The sequence below is a fragment of the Calditrichota bacterium genome (assembly GCA_013112635.1).
Classification (GTDB): Bacteria; Calditrichota; Calditrichia; order Calditrichales; family J004; genus JABFGF01.
Genome location: JABFGF010000017.1, coordinates 15,671 through 36,609, shown reverse-complemented (window position 1 = coordinate 36,609; position 20,939 = coordinate 15,671). Strand labels below are relative to the sequence as shown.

10 protein-coding genes and 1 riboswitch are annotated in these 20,939 nt (G+C 36.2%); of the genes, 5 read left to right on the top strand and 5 right to left on the bottom strand.

What is annotated here, in order from left to right; genetic code table 11:
* Positions 1–121: 121 nt before the first annotated feature.
* The 3 genes from HND50_22065 to HND50_22055 form a co-directional block, all read right to left on the bottom strand.
* The gene (locus tag HND50_22065) at positions 122–2,440 is read right to left on the bottom strand and encodes a PKD domain-containing protein (GenBank protein NOG47938.1); all 2,319 of its coding nucleotides are present in this window, start codon (positions 2,438–2,440) and stop codon (positions 122–124) included.
* A 146-nt stretch (positions 2,441–2,586) separates the two neighbouring features.
* The gene (locus HND50_22060; protein NOG47937.1) at positions 2,587–3,213 is read right to left on the bottom strand and encodes a response regulator transcription factor; all 627 of its coding nucleotides are present in this window, start codon (positions 3,211–3,213) and stop codon (positions 2,587–2,589) included.
* A complete protein-coding gene (locus tag HND50_22055; GenBank protein NOG47936.1) occupies positions 3,210–6,410 on the bottom strand; it encodes a hypothetical protein in 3,201 nt (1,066 codons plus the stop codon). The genes HND50_22060 and HND50_22055 overlap by 4 nt, the downstream gene beginning before the upstream one ends.
* A 297-nt stretch (positions 6,411–6,707) precedes the next feature.
* On the opposite strand from HND50_22055, the gene HND50_22050 reads away from it, so the two are divergent.
* Together HND50_22050 and recN are read left to right on the top strand one after the other, a co-directional pair.
* On the top strand, positions 6,708–9,053 hold the full coding sequence (locus HND50_22050; protein NOG47935.1) for a hypothetical protein: 2,346 nt from the start codon (positions 6,708–6,710) through the stop codon (positions 9,051–9,053).
* Positions 9,054–9,108: 55 nt separating this feature from the next.
* Positions 9,109–10,824: a DNA repair protein RecN gene (gene recN, locus HND50_22045; protein ID NOG47934.1), complete on the top strand. Its 1,716-nt coding sequence runs from the start codon at positions 9,109–9,111 to the stop codon at positions 10,822–10,824.
* 2 nt (positions 10,825–10,826) lie between these two features.
* Here recN and HND50_22040 read toward each other — a convergent pair whose 3' ends face one another.
* Entirely contained in the window at positions 10,827–14,675 is a 3,849-nt protein-coding gene (locus HND50_22040; GenBank protein NOG47933.1) for a hypothetical protein, read from the bottom strand.
* Positions 14,676–14,924: 249 nt separating this feature from the next.
* A riboswitch (TPP riboswitch) is annotated at positions 14,925–15,022 on the top strand.
* A gap of 83 nt (positions 15,023–15,105) precedes the next feature.
* On the opposite strand from HND50_22040, the gene HND50_22035 reads away from it, so the two are divergent.
* The 3 genes from HND50_22035 to HND50_22025 are packed head-to-tail and all read left to right on the top strand — an operon-like array spanning position 15,106 to position 19,649.
* On the top strand, positions 15,106–17,556 hold the full coding sequence (locus HND50_22035) for a TonB-dependent receptor (GenBank protein NOG47932.1): 2,451 nt from the start codon (positions 15,106–15,108) through the stop codon (positions 17,554–17,556).
* 36 nt (positions 17,557–17,592) lie between these two features.
* Positions 17,593–18,228 carry a thiamine diphosphokinase gene (locus HND50_22030; protein ID NOG47931.1) on the top strand — a complete coding sequence of 212 codons (636 nt, stop codon included), beginning with the start codon at positions 17,593–17,595 and terminating at the stop codon, positions 18,226–18,228.
* 26 nt (positions 18,229–18,254) lie between these two features.
* Positions 18,255–19,649, top strand: a complete 1,395-nt coding sequence (locus HND50_22025) for a sodium:solute symporter family protein (GenBank protein ID NOG47930.1) — start codon at positions 18,255–18,257, stop codon at positions 19,647–19,649.
* Here HND50_22025 and HND50_22020 read toward each other — a convergent pair.
* Positions 19,627–20,853 (bottom strand): FtsX-like permease family protein, encoded by a 1,227-nt coding sequence (locus HND50_22020; GenBank protein NOG47929.1) that lies wholly within the window; start codon positions 20,851–20,853, stop codon positions 19,627–19,629. The two genes, HND50_22025 and HND50_22020, sit on opposite strands and share 23 nt — an antisense overlap.
* Positions 20,854–20,939 lie beyond the last annotated feature (86 nt).

Genomic DNA, 20,939 nt, shown 5'->3' with positions numbered 1-20,939 from the left:
TGATATTAATTCTATTTCTTTAATTACACGCTTGTCTAAACGCGTCGTTCAACAGTATATTGAGCTCATCCCTTTAGGCAATTAAATGTTCTAAAAAGACAAGCTATGGTATCATTTGATACTATTTTACAAAAAGCATTTTTCGGTTTTGTTTAAAAACTATGTTCGATCCATTTTTAACTACCAGCGAGTAAAAATATAATCCAGATCCCACTAAATTGCCCAAAGCATCTTTTCCATTCCAGTTCACCTCTTTAAATCCTTTACTTTCGTTTTGATTCACCAATGTTTTAACCTTTTGACCAACTACGTTGTAGACTGCAAGCTCTACATAGCTGTTTGATTTTAGCCGATACGCAATTATGGTTTTGGGATTAAATGGGTTTGGAAAGTTCTGATTCAGAGCAAATTTTAAAGGAACTTCGTTTTCATCATCTCCAATAGTTGTAATTTCATGGACTATATTTACCAACCAAGAATAACTGATTGAATTAAACCCATTTGAAATTGAAACCGCCACGGTATCTGTTTTAGGTAGTCGAAATGAGGTTGACTTGTAATTATAAACTGAGTCTAATCCTTTAACACTTCCATTTAAGCTCCATGAATAAAACAGATCGTAACCTGCTGTATCTTTTGCTGCGGCTGCAAAATTAATTGTTTTCTGTTTTTCAATTGTAGTGTCAACAAAATTAGGCGTGAGGTTAGTGATAATTGGGACTCCTGGACTCCGGTTCAATGTGAAGAAATTTGGCATCAGCTTTTCTTTTGTTTCAGATCCATCTGATATAATTAGTTTTACAGAATAAGTGCCCACTGAATCGTATATCCAAGCAGGGTTTTGATTTGATGCATCTTCTACCCCATCATTGTTAAAATCCCAGCTCCAGGATGTTGCAGGATTATCAATCCCAGTAACTGTTAAATCGGTAAAATTTACCTCTACTTTTTTTCCAAGATGTTTTCTTAAATCAGCTTTAAAATTTGCCCTAAAAAAACCAGGTGGAATTTCTTCGGTAATCGAAAGAAACTGTTTGCTCGAAACATTTTCCATATTTGTTATTTGTCCCGACGGCCAAAGAACCTGAAGTGAGTCTACGTTTTCGGCGTCTCCAAGACCAAAATGCAATCGCAGACTATTATGGCTGTTAAAACTATTCTGTGCAGACACTTCTCTAAATTGCCAAACAGCACTTCCACTAATAATTGCTTTAATTCTGACCTTCGCCCCAATTGCTGCATTATTTGATACTGTTCCGGCCAGAGAAACATTTAGCCAATTATTCTCTGGACCTATTTCATTTTGGAAGAGTGCCTGCGAATTATTTAGTTGATTACCATCAGATAAAAACAAATCCAAATCACCATCATTATCATAATCACCCCATGTAGCACCAACTGAAACTAATCCGGCTATTTCATTCGCTACACTTGAAAAAGTGCCATCTCCATTATTTATGTAGAACCCATTACCTGTATCCCCGGTTAAAACCACATCAAGATCCCCATCATTATCAACATCTGCCCAGGAGTTTGCCAGCATAGAACCGCTGCCGGTCAGCGCATTAGATAAGCTTGTATAAAGCCCATCATCATTTCTATAAAAGCGGTTTGGTGCACCTCCATAGTTTGTTAAAAATGCATCCAAATCACCATCATTATCATAATCGATCCAGTTCCAAACCTGGCCATCCTGCAAACCATCAAGCGGAGATGTTTGGATTGGTGAAAAACCAGCTGTGCCGGTATCAACCAATAAATTATCATAAATATGATCCGGCCCTGGTGTACCCGCCGGGCCACTTCCGATAAATAAATCTATATCGCCATCCAAATCATAATCAGACCATATCCCAACAGTGTAAGGAGCCTGTTTTGTTGAGAACTCATATTCGCTGTTTTTAGTAAAAATGCCATTTGTATTATTTATAAAAAAGTGGGATGTCAAAGAAGGACCAACAAATCCAGCGGGATGTGTTATAAATATTTCTGTGTATCCATCATTATCAAAATCTGCCCAGGCACAAGCCCAGCCTCGATTAGCAACATCTGTACTTAAATCTCCCTCCAGCATTGGATTGAATTGATCATTGCCGTCATTACGATAAAGGATGGATGGATTTCCTGAAATGAAGCAATCCAAATCACCATCGTTATCAAAATCTGCCCAACTGGTCCCTGTACCAAGATTGGAGTTTTGCAAACTTCCTAAATCACTAAAAATTGTTTCAAAACTTCCATCACCAAGGTTTTTAAACAAATGCGTCGGAGTTGCAAATAAATCGAGCAAACCATCATTGTTATAATCTATCCAGGCTGCCCCGGAATAATTTTGCCCTGTTTGAGTGCTTACAATCGGGTTCGATTCATCAGTTATTTTTGTAAATGTATGGGCCTGTAAAAATGCCATGGAGCTAAGAAAAAGTAAAACTCGTAACATATTTGCCTCCGTATTTTGGTTTTATGAATTAAACCTAAAATAGGGGCTAAAGTCAGCATAGGATATCACCCAAAATAGGGGATATGGATGAATGGCATGATTTGGGATGTGAGTGGTAATTAAACGTTAATAACGAGTGATTGGATCTAAATAAGCTTTTGTTTTATAGCCTTTTCTATTGCATCTGCTTTGGAATGCACTTCCAGTTTGCGGTAGATATTTTTAATATGCGTACGAACAGTTTCTTTATTTATAAAAATATCATCAGCGATCATATTATAGCTTTTACCACGGGATAAGAGATTCAAAACTTCTGTTTCACGGTTGGTTAATGGTGATTCTATATTTTTTTGAAAAGAGCGGACAACCATGCGAGCAATATTTGTACTCATTGGTGAACCTCCATTTACAACATCACGGATCGATTCCAACAATCTTTCCGGTTTTATGTTTTTTGTTAAATATCCACAGGCACCATTACACAAGGCTTCAAAAACCAAATCATCATTTTCGTGAACTGTTAATATTATAATATCAATTTGTGGGAATTTAAGCTTTACTTTTTTAACACCTTCAATACCGGAAATACCGGGTAAATCAATATCCATCAGGATAATGCCTGGTGTATTTTGTTCAATATCATCAAGGAGGTCTTCGCAATTTGAATAGTCACCACATAAACTAAATTCTTCTGTTTCAGATATTAGCGTAACCAAACCGCTCCTGATTAGATTATCATCCTCAACAAGTGAGATATTAATTTTAAGCTTCATGAATTTACTTTACCCCTGTCTCTCTTTACAATCAATCCCTCAATTTGGGTGACATTTGTTGTACAGGTTATAGTTGTTCCATTGTACGGACTACTAACAATTGATATTAGTGCACCAATCTTTTTTGCACGGTCTTGAATATTTTGCAAACCAAGCCCTGAAGATGCTCTTTCCATATCAAAACCAACACCATCATCCTTCAAAATTACTGAACATTTTGAGTCTTGCAGGTCAAATTGCAGTTGAACATTTTTAGCTTGAGCATGCTTTAAAATATTAGTCATCCCCTCTTTAAATATTAAAGGTATTTGCCGGCGTAAATCCATGCTCATATTAACAATTTCAAGGGATGTTATAATGCCCTTAACACGGAAATCGATCCCGGTGCTGTCATAAAGTTCATCACCAAAATCTTTCATCCTGATTGCCATCTCATAAAAAGAATCATTCCTCGGATCAATTGCCCAAATAAAATCCCTGGCACCAAGATACAGATTGTTTGCATTATCACTAATCTGGCTTAAAAGGTATTTAAACTCTTTGGAGTATTTATTTTCTTTACGGCTGATTAGTTCAGTGAGCATCGAAATGCGTGTCAAACGATGTCCCATTTCATCATGAAAATCACGGGCTGTTTTTATACGGATTCGGGTTTGCTCTTCTTCACGAATATGTTCAATCTCTAACGCGCGTTTCAGCTTGGCCTTAACCCTGCGGCGATGGGAAAAAATGAGCATACTTGTTAGCAGAACAAAAATTAAAATATAAAACCACACTGTTTGCCAAAAAGGAGGTTTGATAATTAGTTTTATAGAAATACCATTTTCGTTCCAAACACCATGGTTATTTGATGCTTTTATGGTTAAAGAATATGAACCGGGATCCAGATTATTATAACTGGCATGATGACGGTTACCAATATACAAATACTTTTCATCAATTGGGGTTAATCTGTATGCATATTGGTTTTTTGCGGGCGATGTGAAATCTGTCGCGCTAAACTCAACTGAAATATAGTTATGATCATAATCAAGAATAATCTCTTCACCACCAGTCATAGGAAAATTGTACAACCCGGTTAAAATACTATCTGGTTGATTATGCACATTAAAACCGGTAATTATAATATCCGGTGGATTGGGATTTTTATTTATGCTATCAGGGCTAAAAAAATTAAAGCCATTAATACCTCCAAAATATATATGGCCATCAGTACTTTTATAAGACGCTCCAGGATAAAACTCGTTGCTTTGCAAACCATCACTGATATCATATAGCTTACTTTTGCCGGAAACAATATTATATTGAGTTACTCCATTGTTCGTTGCCAACCAAAGAGAATTGTTATTACCAGGTATAATTCCGGTGATCATATTACCACTAATACCATTTTTTTGGGTTATAGCAGAAAAAGTTAAGGTATTTAATGAAAGCTTATTTAAACCACCGCTGTAAGTACCAAGCCACAGGTTATCAGAATCTTCATACATCGTATTAACAGTTTTATTATTAAGTGCAGCTTTATTTTGTGGGTCATCAAAAAAATAATCAAATCGACCTGATTGTGGATCGTACCTGTTTAGACCACCAGCTGCCATTCCTAGCCAAATTTTATCATATTTATCCCGATGAAGTGCCCATACAAAATGGGAACTTGTTCCGCGCCCATCAGATTTAACCTCAAAATACTTATACGTTTTTTTAGCCAGATTATATTTGACAAGCCCCTTGCCATCGGTTGCCAGATAAAGATTGTTTTCCCATTTTAGTATATCACGAATATTGTACCCTGCTGAAATGCTTGTTTTAAAAATTTGAGATCCGGATTGCTCTATTTTAAAGACAACACCATTTGCAGAACCTAACCATAAACTACCTTTCTTATCTATTTCCAGGCTTGATATATGTGACGGTTCCTTGGATATGTTAGTTAATGATTTTTCTCGGGAATTATACAAAAACAATCCTGCCCCAAATGTCCCGATATACATCTCATTTTTTGACTTTTCTGCAAAGGAAGTAACCAATGGATTGTTTTTATCACCAACAAAATGTTGAAATAAAACTTTATTTGGGCTGAATTTCAAAACTCCTTTTCGATTTGTTCCAATCCAGATATTTTGCGAATTATCTGTGAATAGAGCTGTAGTAAAATCGCGTGATGTTAAACTTTCGCCCATAGAAAATCTATCAGTTGCATTATCATTTACATTAAACTGGATTAGCTCATTCGAGTTGGAAATCAACCACAGAATCCCCTTTTTGTCTGAAACCACAGACCGTAGTATAAATGAGAAGGCTTGTAATTTTGTAAACTTACCCATGTTATTTGAATAAAGCCCCCCTGTTTTTGTGACAAAATAAACTGAAGAATTGATACTTTTTATTGCTATAACATCATCATTATTCTCGGTTTGAAAATAAACACCTTCCTTTATTTGCTGGTCATCTTGAATTACATAATTAACAATCTGACCTGAGCCTTTTGTTAGCCAGATAGAATTGCCATTATGAACAAAGAGCTGATTTGGACCAAGGTTTGATATATTCTTGTCATCAATGTTCTCATTATAAATAAGCTCATGTGGGCTCATCGTATTTCCAAATATAGTAAAGCGATATAACAATCCATCTGCCGCTAATCCCCAAACACCATTAAAACTATCTACCGCACATTTGACAGTCGCTTTAGAAAAGCTTAAAATTTTTGATTCTGGATTAATTAAAAAGTTGGCCGGGATAATATTCAAACCTTTTGGTGTGGTTAAAATGACATTGCCCTGATAATCTTCGCAAAAATCTAAAATCAGATCATCGACTAAAGATACTTCACTTTTGTTTTTATTAAGATAAGTAAAAGAATTTGTTTTGGGGTTATAAATACTCACCCCGCCAATTCCAAGTACACACCAGATTCTTCCCTGACTATCCGTATAAATATTATTTATCCAATTGCCTTTTATTGAACCCGGTTCACCCGGATCGTGGCGAAATATTTTTATATTGTATCCATCATATCTGTTAAGGCCATCGTGGGTTGCAAACCAAATATATCCAAACTTGTCCTGAAGAATGTCGCTAACATGGCTTTGTGACAATCCATCTTGCAAAAAGATCTGGTCAAATTTAGATTTTTGTGCCAGAACATTTGAAAATAATAGAAAACAAAAGGATGTCAGGAATAAAAATTGTTTCATAATTTATCACGCCGAAAACTGCCTAATTTGAAAATTAATCTAATAGCTGGCCTGCTGAAGGTCAATTTGCAATGAACAAATTTCTGGTTTGCTCATTTCTACTGAAGAATTTATAAAAAAATGATATTGCCGTTTTGTCAACAAATGCATAAAAGATTATATTTATAACTAAAATTTTTGATAGGGATTTTTTATTAGCGGATAAAATTTTACCTTTTCGTATATTAAAAATTATTATAATGTGTTCTAAACATTAAAACGAAAATCTCATCTATATTATAAATGAAGCTAAGTATTATGTTAAAATCTTTTTTATTTCTACTGTTTATTATAAACCAAACTCTCGCCCAATTTCAGGATTGGGAATCCATTACTAATATGAATGATATAACAGACACAGCGATTCTTAATAATACTGTTTGGGCTGTGTCAAATGGTGGTGCCTTTTCTTATAATATACAAACAACTGAAATCCGGAAATGGACGAATACAAATGGTTTGCAATCAATAAAATTACAATCTGTTGTAGTTGATAAACATGAGCATGTTATTTTTGGTGGAAAAGATGGTTTTATCCAGGATTATACCCCTGTTACAAATGAGTGGACAAACCTTACGTTTGAGGGGGTTGATGTTAATGACCTTTATATAAAAGATGATACACTCTGGGTTGCCACAGAAAACAAAGGTTTACCCGGAAAAACAATCGCCACATTTGTTAGAAAAAATGGGCAATACGAGTTTAATGACTTTTTTGTGAATTTTCCTGATCTTATCTCATCTATAAACGAAATTGCCATTTTTAATAAACGGGTTTGGCTGGCTACAGATATTGGGCTCTTGAGCGCTCCATCCGATTTCACAACTGTTACACTAAGTGATCCACAGAACTGGGTATTATACACTACAGCTGACGGATTACCTCATCAGAATATTTTATCTTTATCCGTATTTGAGGAAAAACTCTGGCTTGGTACAAATAATGGCTTGGCTTATGTTTCAAATGAAAACTCAATAGAAAACAATGGATTATTTACCGGAGCAGAAATTACACATATTGGGTATGATGAAGATAATTTACTGGTTGCAAACGGGTCTCAGATTTTTAGCTACTCACCATCAAGTGGGCTTCAAAATACATCAATATATTCAAAAAATATTACATCTCTTTCAGTGGATAGTAATAATAGTATTTGGAGTGGCCATACAAAAGGTGGAATATTTAACAAAGAAAACAATATCTCAATTACTCTGGAAGGTCCCTTAGAAAATCATGTTCGATTTATTATTCGTGATGACAATGACAGGATTTGGGCAAGTAGTGGTAAATTTAAATTGACACCTACCCAAGGTTATTATTTATACAATGAAGGAATCTGGACAAACTATACTTATAGTGGGGCAAGCTGGAATAAGCTTGGTAACACGAATTATATTCACCAAGATCGTTTTAAAAATGTTTGGCTAGCAACCTGGGGTGGTGGCATTGCCGTTTTTAATGGTCAGAGCTATAACTACTTTCACAACCATCAGCATAGTGGTACACAGATAGCTACAACAAAAGATACTATTATACATAATCCAATTTCTCCAATTTCTACAGATTATCAAGGGTTCTTTAGTCATGTTGGAGATCCAACAATTGACTACGAAGTTATAACTGCTTTTACAGAAGGTCCAAATGGACGCTTATGGATAGTAAACTCCTATGCTTCAAATGGAAACTATATTGTCTCTGCGCCCTACAATAGTAACGGACAATTGGATCTCTCGCCGGAAAAATGGGCGTACTTTGGTATTGCTGATAGAATTTCTCTTGATGAAGGAGGAATATCTTCAATTGCATTTGATGATTTTGGATATCTCTGGATTGGCACCAATGGCGATGGCATATATATTTTAAATCACAATAACACACTTTTTAATAAAGGGGATGATGAGTTATTCAGGTTTCAATCTAGTAATAGTGCTCTTACTAGTGATAAAATATCCTCGTTGGCCAAAGATAATGATGGCATTATGTGGATTGGAACAGAAGGCGGAATACATTCCTATGACGGTCTAAACCTCTTCCGGCATTTTGGTGAAAATGGTCCTGCTAATGACGTGATAAGCCAAGTGGTTACTGATGAATTTAATAATAAATGGATAGCCACTTCCGGAGGATTGACTATACTTAAAGGCGGCTTCAGTGCTTTTGAAACAGGAGCATGGACCACGTATACTACAGAAAACAGCGGTTTGATAAGCAATACTGTGTATAGCGTTTTTGTTGATAAAAAAAATTCTGAAACCCTTATTGGAACCGAACATGGCATTTCCATCTTTAGAGGATCTTTTTCAGAAATACAGGATAACTATAACAATGTGCAAGCTGGGCCAAACCCATTTATTATAGGTGATAAAAACACTCCGTTTATAATTAAAAAGTTAAAAGAAAATTCTATTGTAAAAATATTGGATATTAATGGTAATCTAATTAGACAGCTTACCACAAAAAACAAACAGGTTGAGGGCAGCAGAGCAACCTGGAACGGAAAAGATAACAACGGAAATTCTGTTTCCAGCGGGATTTATTTATTTTTGGCATTTACTGAAGATGGGAAATCAGTAGCAGGAAAAATTGCCGTTGTACGCAAATAAAAATGTACTAATAAATAATTAGCACCAAAATTACAGACCAATCAAATATGTTAATATGATAAAATCTTTATTAATAAAAAACTTTGCTTTAATTGATAATTCTGAAATCCTGTTCCAAAAAGGATTAAATATTCTTACCGGTGAAAGTGGCGCGGGAAAATCAATTCTTGTAAACGCTATTAGTCAATTGTGTGGTGAAAGAAGCAACCTGGATTTTATAAAAGCCGGTTCAAAAAAAGCTGTTATCGAGGCTGAAATTAACCTCTCTGAACGCCCTGAGATTATTCCACATCTACAACATTTGGAAATCGAAATTGAGGATAACATACTTTTAATACGAAAGGAAATTAACCAATCCGGATCATCAAGAATTTTTTTAAATGATACGCCCGTTCATTTGAGTAGCTTAAACCAGATAAGCACATTTTTAATTGACTTACATGGACAACACCAACACCAGGTTTTATTACATCCGGAAAACCACTTAAGCTATCTTGATTCATTCGCAAGCCTGCAAAGTAGCGTAAATGATTTTGGTACTATGGTAAAGAATTACCAAACACTAAAAAACGATCTAAAAAGATTAGAGGATGAGCGGGCCAAAGCATTACAAATGAAAGATTTGTATAATTTTCAGATCGGAGAAATTGAAGAAGCCGGGCTGGAAGAAATAGATTTCGTTCAGTTGAAAGATGAATTGGCTATTTTATCTAATTATGAAAAAGTTCATCAATCGGCCCAGTTTTTAATTGACAATCTGACATTGGGTGAAATAAACGCCACCAAATTGGTTACCGAATCAGAAAACCATTTAAAAAATTTAGCCGCTATTGATCACCAATTTGAAGAACTCTTAAAAAATCTCATTTCATCCCGGGAAACAATTGAAGAGATCGGGCAGTTTAGCGAACGCTATTTGAGCAATTTGGAATTTGATCCTAAAAGAGCGGAATCTTTAAGGCAGCATATTGCACAAATTGAATTCCTTCTAAAAAAGTACCAGAAATCTGACATTCCTGATTTACTAAGTTTTAAAAACGAGTTAAAAACCAAGCTTGATGAAATTGAAAATTATGACTCGCACCTTGCAAATCTTAAAAAAGAAAAATCACAAATCGAAAAGATAATTTTGGATAGCGGGATTGAACTTTCTCAAAAAAGAAAAGAAGCAGCACGGGAATTTGAACGAAAATTAAGTGCTTTTCTTGATGAGATTGGTATGAAGGACAGTCGCTTTGAATTTGTTCAGGAAAGTGTTTCCTTTGGTGATAGTCCATTTGAAATCGGCCAGCAGAAAGTAAAACTTTTCCCAACAGGATTTGATCAAATTCTAATCAACTTTTCACCAAACCCAGGTGAAGGAATTAAACCAATAAATAAAATTGCTTCCGGTGGGGAAATTTCAAGAATTATGCTGGCATTAAAATCTGTATTAGCTGAAAAAGATAAAATGCCTGTTTTGGTTTTTGATGAAATTGACAGCGGAATTTCAGGAAAAGTAGCCCAAATTGTTGGTAAAAAAATTAGTGAGCTTTCCAGATATCACCAGGTAATTTGCATCACTCATTTACCTCAAATCGCTGCTTTTGCCGATAGTCATTTCAAAGTTGATAAAAAAGCCGAGGCCGGCATTACTAAAGTCTCAATAAACACTCTCGATTTTGAAGACCAGGTTTCTGAGATTGCTAACTTGTTAGGCGGTGTATCACTTTCCCAACAGGCTTTGGATAATGCCTCGCAATTACTGAATGAAGCCTCTAAAATAAAGTGAGTTTATTTTTCCTGATGGGTGCCTTCTTGGTATGTAGGAAACATAACACTAAATTGGCAAAACTCATCTTCTTCAAAATCCACAGTAATTTTTCCATGCAATGATTTAACAATTTCTTTTACTGCATCCAATCCTACTCCGCGTCCGGAACTCAAATTAGCCTGATCAGTCGTAGATATCCCAGATGTAAATATTGTATCTGCTAACAATTCTTTTGACCAATTATTTATTTCTTCATTTGAGAATTTCCCTGATTCAATCGCCTTACTTCTAAGTTTATCAAGTTTTAAACCGTAGCCATCATCTCTTATTATGATTCCAAATTCACCATCGCTTTTACAACTGGACAATTCAATTTTGCCGACTTTATCCTTTTTTAGTTTCTTTCGATCATCATTGGATTCAATTCCATGTGCAACAGAGTTCTTAATTAGCTGAATCAAAATATCAACTATTAATTTTTGATTGCTTTTTGGTATATCTTGTAATTGAAACCCTTCGTAAATTAATTTTGCATTTTTGCCTTCATCTTTCGCAACCCGGCGTACTAAGTTTTCCAGGGATTTTAATAAGTGTTTTTCGTTATTTTCACTTTTTGTTTGCATTTTGTTATGGATAGTACTTATCCGGTCAAGCAATCCATGAATATCAGATAAAGATTTTGTAATATTTTTCATATTATCTTTTAAATAAATGATATCATCAGAATTCAATTTTTCCTTTTTTTGCAGTTCGCTTATTTTATCTTCATAACTGTGTGCCAGATCTGCAAAAACATTTAATGATAGCAAGCCAGCATTCCCTTTAAGTGAATGTACGGATCGGTAAATTGCTTCTAAGCTATCTTTTGGATTATTGTATATATTTGGATTTTCAAGCACAGAGGAAATATTAGAAATGTCATTTTCAGCATTATTTAAAAATTCGTCTAATAAGCCTGGTTCCACATTCAAGATACTCAACATCAAGTTCATTTGCAGATCGGCATCTTCTTTTGCTTTTTCAAGCTTCTTTCCTAATGTGATTTTTTCAGTAATATCCTGAACAACGACAATCAAATTATGCTCATTTTTAGCATTTCCAGTTAATTGAATTCGTCTAAACCTAAAAGAAAAAAACCTGGATTCGTTGCTACCCTGATATTCAAATTTTACCTGGTTTAAGGGATTTAAGTCATCCAACATTTGTTGGTCCACATCCTGGAGAAGCATTACTTCTAGAAAAGAAACTGTGCCTTCTATTATATCATCAGAAACTTTTCCCTTTAACAATTCAATCAGGCTTAGATTTGTTAAACTATCTTCTTTAAAAACCTTTTTTAAAAATTCTGAATATTGTGAACTAAGTTGATTATTGTGATCGAGTAAGAAAAGACCTTGTTCTATATTTTTGAGAATATTATCTGTTTCTTTCTTTGCCTGTCTAATTTCGCGTCCACGCCTGATAACCCTTAATAATAGCAATCCGCTCAGCACAGAAAGTAAAATAATTGGAATATAAAAAGCAGGCCTCAAATAAAAAGGATACAACACATTGAACCGTATTTTAAGTGGGGATAGATCAACATTAAAATCCATATCCCTTGCACGAACCTCAAGGAGATGATCGCCTGGTTTCAATTCAGAAAAGAAATTGCTGTTTTCATTTGAAAAACTTGTCCATTTACCTTTGTCCATTCGAAATGAGTATTGCAGGTTCTCAACTGATGTTTTGGAATACGGGTCGCTTCCTGTCCATGATATTGATGTGTTCCCTGTAGATGAGACTTCCTGCTCATAGCGCCCAACTAATGTTTCCGGTGCTCTTTCATCAGGATGATAAAAAACTACCCTAAATCCAGAATCTATCAATTTTTCAACAGATATACCTGTTAACAAACGTCTGTTCCAATCACGGGAAGAGTTATTTATCCACAAAGTTCCATCACGCCCCATTCGTATCTCCCCACCTTCTTTTTGAATGTTTAATTCAGTGGGAAAAATATTGTTATTCCAGCTATTTCCATCAAACCGGCTAATGCCTTTTGCAGTAGATACCCAGATTAATGAATCAGAGCTGGCATAAATGCTGGTAATTGAATTATTTGATAAACCATTTTCCATGGTGAAATTTGTCCATTCCAGGCCATCATACCTAAATAATCCATAATTCCTGGAGCCAACCCACAGTATGCTATCCTGGCTGGTAAACATGCAATCTGTGTGATATTGAAATTCTTTTGGATCAGTGATTGGCCGCCATTGTTCATCATCAAAATAACATCCATTCACGCCGGCAATCCAAAGTTTATTATCTTTCGATTGGCCAATTCCATAAACTCCCATTTCTTTTTGTGGTAAACGATATTGAATGAAATGGCCCGGGTTATTTTGAGGATCTGGTAATTTTATCACACCACCCAAATGCCCCTTTTTAGGCTGAATATCAATATTGCACCCGAACCAAAGAGCCCCACTAAAATCTTCGTAAACGCTTCTGGTGTCGATCCCCCAGGATAATTGAGGAAATATTTTTTTAATCCAATAATCATTTTTTAAATATGCCACACATGCTGTGCCCTTATCACTTCCCGAAGCCCAAACCTGTCCATGACTTGAGATAAAAACCCTGACAGGGTGCGACATGAGCCCATCCTCTTTACCGTACGCCGTCCAGGAGTCGTTCTCTTTTTTTACAACCTTTCCATAAACATCAACAAACCAGGTAACACCATCTTTAGTTTGATCCTGATAATTAAGGTTTGAATAAGTAGCCCAGTTTTTTGTAGAATATTCTAATAGGAAAACTTCATTCTGCTTTCCGGCTAACCAAACATCTCCACGTGAATCTTCAAAAAACAATATTCGATTAGATGACGGAACAGGAATGGCAGGTGCCTGATATAATTTCCACTGATTATTTTTATAGGTAAAAAACCGTCCAAAACCGCCCATAAAAATAGTACCATCTGAGACCTGAATTATACTTGTATAAACATTGTCTCCACCGAATAATTTACTCAATGTTTTTACATCCGATTGCCCATGCGAAAATCGTGTTAGTCCCTGGTCAAACTGCTCAGGGATGTTCCACAAGGTTCCGGATTCACTTTCAAATAAATGAGTTCCATTAAAAAATTTATCCTTAACACTCTCCTCATGAAATACATTAAAATTTTTCAAATTGCCATCTGAACCTAATCGTGTCTTAATAATCCTCCCAGATCGGCCGTTATCATATCCAGTTGCAAACCAAATATTACCATTTTTACCTTGAACCAGACTCGCAATGTTAAACCGTGGTTTCAATGTTAAAGATGTATCAATCAAGAATAAGGAATTAGTTGGAATTATGGTTTCAAATTGATCAAATCCATTTTGATCGAAATAAAAAATTTGCTCATTCTTTTTTATATGGATCAAACCATAATTTGTAGCACAAAGAACAGTCCCATCAATAAGTTCTATTATTTCATTTACAATTAAACCGGAGGCTGCAGAATCGCTAAAAGCCGGCGTCCATTTTTGATTTTCCCATATACTGAAACCAGCGCTAGAACCAGCTATAATCCGGCCATCTGAAATAGCTTTCACACAAAAAACCGGCAAACCACTAATACCGTCCTCATTTCCATAAATTTTCCACTCAAGGCCGTTATAACTGATGACTCCCTTGTCCGATCCAAACCACATCACCTGATTGTTATCTTCCTCAATACAGCGAACACCTTTTCCATCTAACTCATTTAAATGCCGCCAGCGCCATGTCTCGAGAATGGGATCTTCAATTTGAGGGTTATAAATTTCCGAGCTGAATAAAAAATTGATAAGAAACAGGGTAAGAAAAAAAAGATAAAACTGGCGATGACTCATTTCGTTTCTCCTGGAAGTCAAGGTTTTGTCGGTAGGTTTTATCGACTATGAAAAGCAATTCTTAAGAGCAATTTCTTTACATAATTCCCTCATGAATTTTAATCTAGGTGGTTAACTGCAAAAAATATTTAATCTGGTTGTCGAACACCTACTACTTTAAATAGGCAATGTTATTTTTCATGATTTTGAATGTACAAATCAACAATTCTTTGTTTTGACAAATTGAATTGCGTACATTCCAGAAATCGAAAACATAAGCAGGGGTGTCCGTCAGCCGACGGACTGAGAGCAGACCCTTTGAACCTGAACCGGCTTATACCGGCGTAGGAAGCATTAAAAAACAAAGTCTGCCCGACCCGGCAGACTTTTTTTTTGCCAAATTTATACTTCAATTTCAATTTATTTTAAGGGAAAAATGGAGAAATCTTCAATGCAACAATTCTTTAATATATTCTTATTAGTCTTTTTATCTGCTACCTTTTCTTTGGCACAAACCTACTCAATTGAAGGTAAAATTAGCGGTAGCGCACATTATCCGATCAGCGGAGTAAATATTTATCTTGAAAATACTGCTTCCGGTACAACCTCTGCAGAAAATGGTTATTATAAAATTTCCGATTTGCCAGGTGCAGAATATACGCTCATCTTTAGTTTTGTTGGATATGCAGAACAAAAGCAAACGTTTAGTTTAAACCAGGACACAACACTAAATGTAACCCTAAGCCAGGCCATTTTGGATGGTCCTATTGTAACAACAATTGCCACACAAGCCCAGGGCAGGGAAACAGCGATTACTTATTCCAGCATACAAAAAAAGGAGCTGGACAAACAGTACAGCACCCAGGATATTCCAGAACTATTATCCGAGCTTCCATCTACAACATTTTACAGTGATGGCGGCAACGGTGTTGGCTATAACTATATCAGTATCCGTGGTTTCGGGCAAAGACGCATTTCTGTTCTTGTAAACGGAATCCCACAAAATGATCCTGAAGATCATAACAATTACTGGCATAATTACTCAGATCTTACCTCGAATATTCAAACAATCCAGGTTCAGCGTGGAGCTGGAAATGCGTTTTACGGACCTCCGGCCATTGGCGGCTCTATCAATATAAAAACCGATCATTTCTCACCCGATTTTAAAATAGACGCATCGTTTGGAATGGGATCTTTTAATACCAGGAAATCATACTTTGCATTAAACAGTGGTTTACTGGCCGATAAATATATTCTTTATGGCCGTTTCTCCAAAATAGAGAGTGATGGCTATCGCGATCGTTCCTGGGTAGATTTTACAACTTTTTTCCTTGGCGCAGCCCGCTATGATGATAACAGTAATTTACGCATTCATTTTTATGGCGGCCCAATAAAAGACGGGCTCTCTTATAACGGACTTCCTAAAATCTTTAATAAGGATTCGAAGAAACGCAAATATAACTGGAGCTATTTTGGCCTGGATGAGAGCGAAAAAACAGTGACCTATTTTGGCGAACGGCGTAAAGACGAGGTCGAAAATTTTAACCAGCCACATCTGGAAGTTTTACACGAGTGGCAATTAAGTAAAAGATTTACTTTAAACAACAACTTTTTCTATGTAAAAGGTTATGGCTATTTTGATTATGATGGCAGCTGGGGCTCTGAAAGTTATTTTCGCCTGACACCGGAATTTGGCTATTCTGTTGATTCTATCCCCGGAGATGCTCTAATCCGCGCCTTTGTAGATAATGACCAGATTGGCTGGCTCCCCCAACTTACAGTTAAAACAGAGAAAGGAACAATGCTTTTTGGTGCAGAGCTACGTCATCACCGTTCTTTGCATTGGGGCCGATTACAAAAAGGAAGTGGTTTGCCGGATGAAGTGGTAGGGAATGGAGCCCGGCGATATTATCAATACAATGGTGGCAAAGATGTTATTTCCCTTTATTATCACCAAAATTACGAGTGGTATGAAGACATAACCTTGCAGGCAGATTTACAATATGCCTGGAAAAGGTATCATATTTTTGATGAAAAATTTTTAGGCAATGATTTTAGCGTGCCATACAATTTTATTAACCCCAGGATCGGGATAAATTACAACCTCTCACCCCAAACAAACACATATTTTAGTTTGTATAGCACTACCCGCGAACCCCGTTTAAAAAATTTATATGATGCTGCGGAAGCAAGTACACCTGAAAGTTGGGGCCCTGTTGTGCCAAAATTTAGCCTGAACTCTGACAGCACAATTAATTTTGATAAACCACTTGTGAAACCAGAAATATTGACCGGAATGGAATTTGGATTTGGTTATAATTCGCAAAAGTTAAGCGGGGCTTTGAATTTTTATTATATGGATTTTCGTGATGAAATTATTAAAAGCGGACAGATTGATCGTTTTGGCCAACCAGTTACCGGCAATGCCGAAAGAACAGTTCACTATGGGATAGAATTAAGCGGGGGCTATACTCCGCTACCACAGATCTCTATTAGTGGCAATCTGAGCTATAGTAAAAATGAGCTAAAAAAATACAGCCAATTCAAATCTGAAAATGAAGAAATTATTTTAGATGGCAACCCAATCGCAGGTTTCCCGGATTTGCTGGCTAATGCAAGGGTTAGTTACAATTGGCAAGAGGTTTTTGTATCACTTTCTGCAAAATATGTTGGCGAATCGTATACAGATAATTTAAAAGATTCTAAGAACAAACTTGATGCTTATTCAGTTATAAATTTTGATGCAAATTATAATTTCAAGCAGATTGGGTTTAAATATATTACCCTGCAAGCTCGAATCAACAACCTGCTAGACAAGAAATATTTAGCTTTTGGCGAAGGGAACGCCTTCTTTCCGGCGGCTGGTATTAACTATTTTACAACTCTAAAAATAAGTCTTTAATTACAGAATTTGTAACCTTGAGTTAATGGAGATGGAATGAAGAAAATTGTGATTATTGCCAATGGAGAAGTTCCTGACGGACGTTTTTTGAAAAACCTTGTAAAGAGTGCCAATTATGTAATTGCAGCTGATGGTGGTTTGGATATATGCCTGGCAAATAATATTATCCCTGACTGCCTCATTGGAGATTTAGATTCTTTCAATTCGTTTCCTATAAGCATTTCCAAATCAACAAACATTCTGCGCATCCCTGATCAAAATACAACAGACATTCAAAAAGCATTAGCACACGCCGCAACCCTAAATCCCCAAACAATTGAAATATGTGCCTCCTTTGGAAAGCGCACTGACCATAGCCTTGGAAATATTATCATACTAAACAGCTATGCTTCCGATACAAAATTAATCATGCATGATAACTATGGTACATTCACATCCCTTAAACCGGGAACAACAAGATTTAAAAATAAAAAAGGGCAGACCGTTTCACTCTTTTCACTTGTGGACGTTTCAAATATTCACCTAAGCGGATTTGAATTTCCTTTGGACCGAAACAATTTGGTCCCACCATTTTTAGGTGTCAGTAACAAAATTTGTGAAGACGAGGCAGAAATTAAATTTGATAAAGGCAAGCTACTAATTTATGAACTTAATAAAGACCGCAATACATAATTCAAAACTCAACAAGTAACAATCTATTGAACACAGACCTTTTTCTTTTTATAGCATACATTTCTGTGCTGCTTTTTCTTGGCTGGAAAGCCCGTCAAAAAAGTCCGTCTCAGGAAGAATATTTGCTTAGCAGCCGTTCATTAAGCCTTCCGTCTTTAGTTGCCACTTTAGTAACAACTTGGTATGGTGGTATTCTTGGTGTAGGTGAATTTATTTATACCACAGGTGTTTCGGCGTGGGTAATTTTTGGTATTCCATATTACTTTTTTGCAATCTTATTTGCTCTTTTTATTGCCCCAAAAATCCGTCAGGCAAAATACATTTCCATCCCCGATTTACTTTATAAAAATTTTGGAAACCTAGCAGGACTTCTGGGAAGTTTATTTATTTTATTTATAACATCACCTGCTCCATACATTTTAATCACAGGTGTTTTAATCAGCTATATGCTTAACATACCTCTTCTCTTTTCTGTGATTGGAGCTACGCTATTTTCTATAATTTACCTTTTTAAAGGGGGCTTTAACTCTGTTGTTCAAACTGATAAATTTCAGTTTATTTTAATGTTTGGTGGCTTTATTTTATTATTTGTTTTCCTGGTTAATCAATTTGGAAACCCAATAAATCAATTCTCTCAGTTAAGCCAAAACCATCAAAGTTTAAGCGGTGGATTATCTTTTCAAAATATGTTGGTATGGTTTTTTATTGCCAGTTGGACTTTTATAGATCCGGGATTCCATCAGCGAACAGCAGCAGCAAAAAATCCGGCCACAGCAAAAAAAGCAATTCTTGTTTCCATTTTATTTTGGTTTGTATTTGATATGCTCACTTTATGGACCGGCATTTATGCTACAAATATTTTAACAAATGCCGATCCCATTATGATTTATCCGTTAATTGCAGAACAAGTTTTACCGCCTGTTTTAAAAGGCATTTTTATCCTGGCCTTATTGGCAACCGCAATGTCCACTGTAGATAGTTTTTCATTTCTTTCCGCGCAAACATTTGGGCGTGATATTATAGCTTTTTGGAACAAGAAAGATTCGGATAAAGAAGTTGAACATTATACTCAGCTTGGCCTGCTATTGACGGCAATTATCGCATTATTGTTGATTTGGTTATTTCCATCCGTGGTTTCACTCTGGTATAACCTGGGCAGCTTGTTTATTCCGCCTTTACTAATTCCGGTATTATCAGCCGTAAATCCAAAATTTAGATTAGCAGGAAGGCATGTGGTTATAATTATGCTTTCGGGATTTTTGACAAGTGCTGCGTGGTTTATCTTTGGGGCATTTAATGGTTTTGATTATCCAATGGAACTGGAGCCTTTTATTCCAGGATTAGTGGTGAGTATCTTACTTTTTGTAGGATTCAAAATTAATGATAAATTAAAAGGGCTTACTCATAACCAAGAGCAATAATTGGATCCATCTTAGCGGCTTTTGCTGCCGGGTACAACCCTGCCCCAAGTCCAACAAGGCTAGTAATAAAAACAGCCGCAATTACAATCCAGATTGGGACTACAAAGGGAACATCCAATAACATATTCGCTAAAAACGCTAATCCAAAACCTATCAGCATCCCTAAAACACCACCAACCAGGCTTAATAAAACAGATTCATTTAAAAATTGTACGAGAATTGTACTTCGTCTTGCGCCAACTGCTTTGCGTATACCAATCTCTCTGGTTCTTTCAGTTACTGTTACCAGCATAATATTCATAACACCAATACTTCCAACAAGGAGGGAAACCATTCCCAGCAATGCAGCAGCTACCTGAACCTGATCTGCAACTCCCCTAAAAGTATCGACAAGAGAATCATTTGAAAATATTGCAAAATCATTCGCCGCACCCGGTGCAACTTTGCGTTCCCGCCGAATTACACCAATTACCTGATCTTTTGCTTCCTCAAACCGGGCAACATCTTTAACGCTGATAGTAATATTTGCCGAACGCTCACGGCCGTAAATTCCTTCAAATGTTGTCAGCGGAATTACGATTGAATTATCCTGACTATTTCCAATAGTCTGCTGGCCCATTTTTTCCAAAACACCAACAACTTTAAATTTTATACCTTTTAATTTTATATACTCTCCAATCGGGTCTGTAAATGGAAATAGCTTTTCAACAGCAGCCATACCCAATACGATATTTTTTGTTCGATTAGCTACATCTTCTCGGGTTAATGCCCTGCCCTGATCAATAAAATAGCCATTGTTCGGAAAAAACTCCGGCTCTCCACCGGCCAGGCTTAAATTGGGATTAGTCCGCTTATCTTTATATTGAAGCGACTGGCCGCCTTTCCATACTTCGGCTCCGGCATTTAAAACCAAATCGCATTCTTCACGAACTGCTTCCGCTAAATGAGGACTCAAATTTTTACGATATTCCCGATCGCCGGCGCCTGACTGTATGCCGCCAAAAGCATCCCACTTTTGTACCTGGAATGTATTAGCACCCAAAATATTCAGATCAGCTGAAATAGAAGCAAAAAAGCCTTCTAAAACAGCAACAATGGCAATAACTGTTGCTATCCCGATTGTAATACCAAGAACAGTTAACAGAGACCTAAGTTTACCAGACTGTAGCTGTTCAAGCGCTATTCGTAAATTATCTTTTAACATTTTACCTTAAATTTTTTGTCCTGCTGAGTTTGTCGAAGCATCGCAAAATAGAATTCTTCACTTCGTTCAGAATGACAATTGTCTTT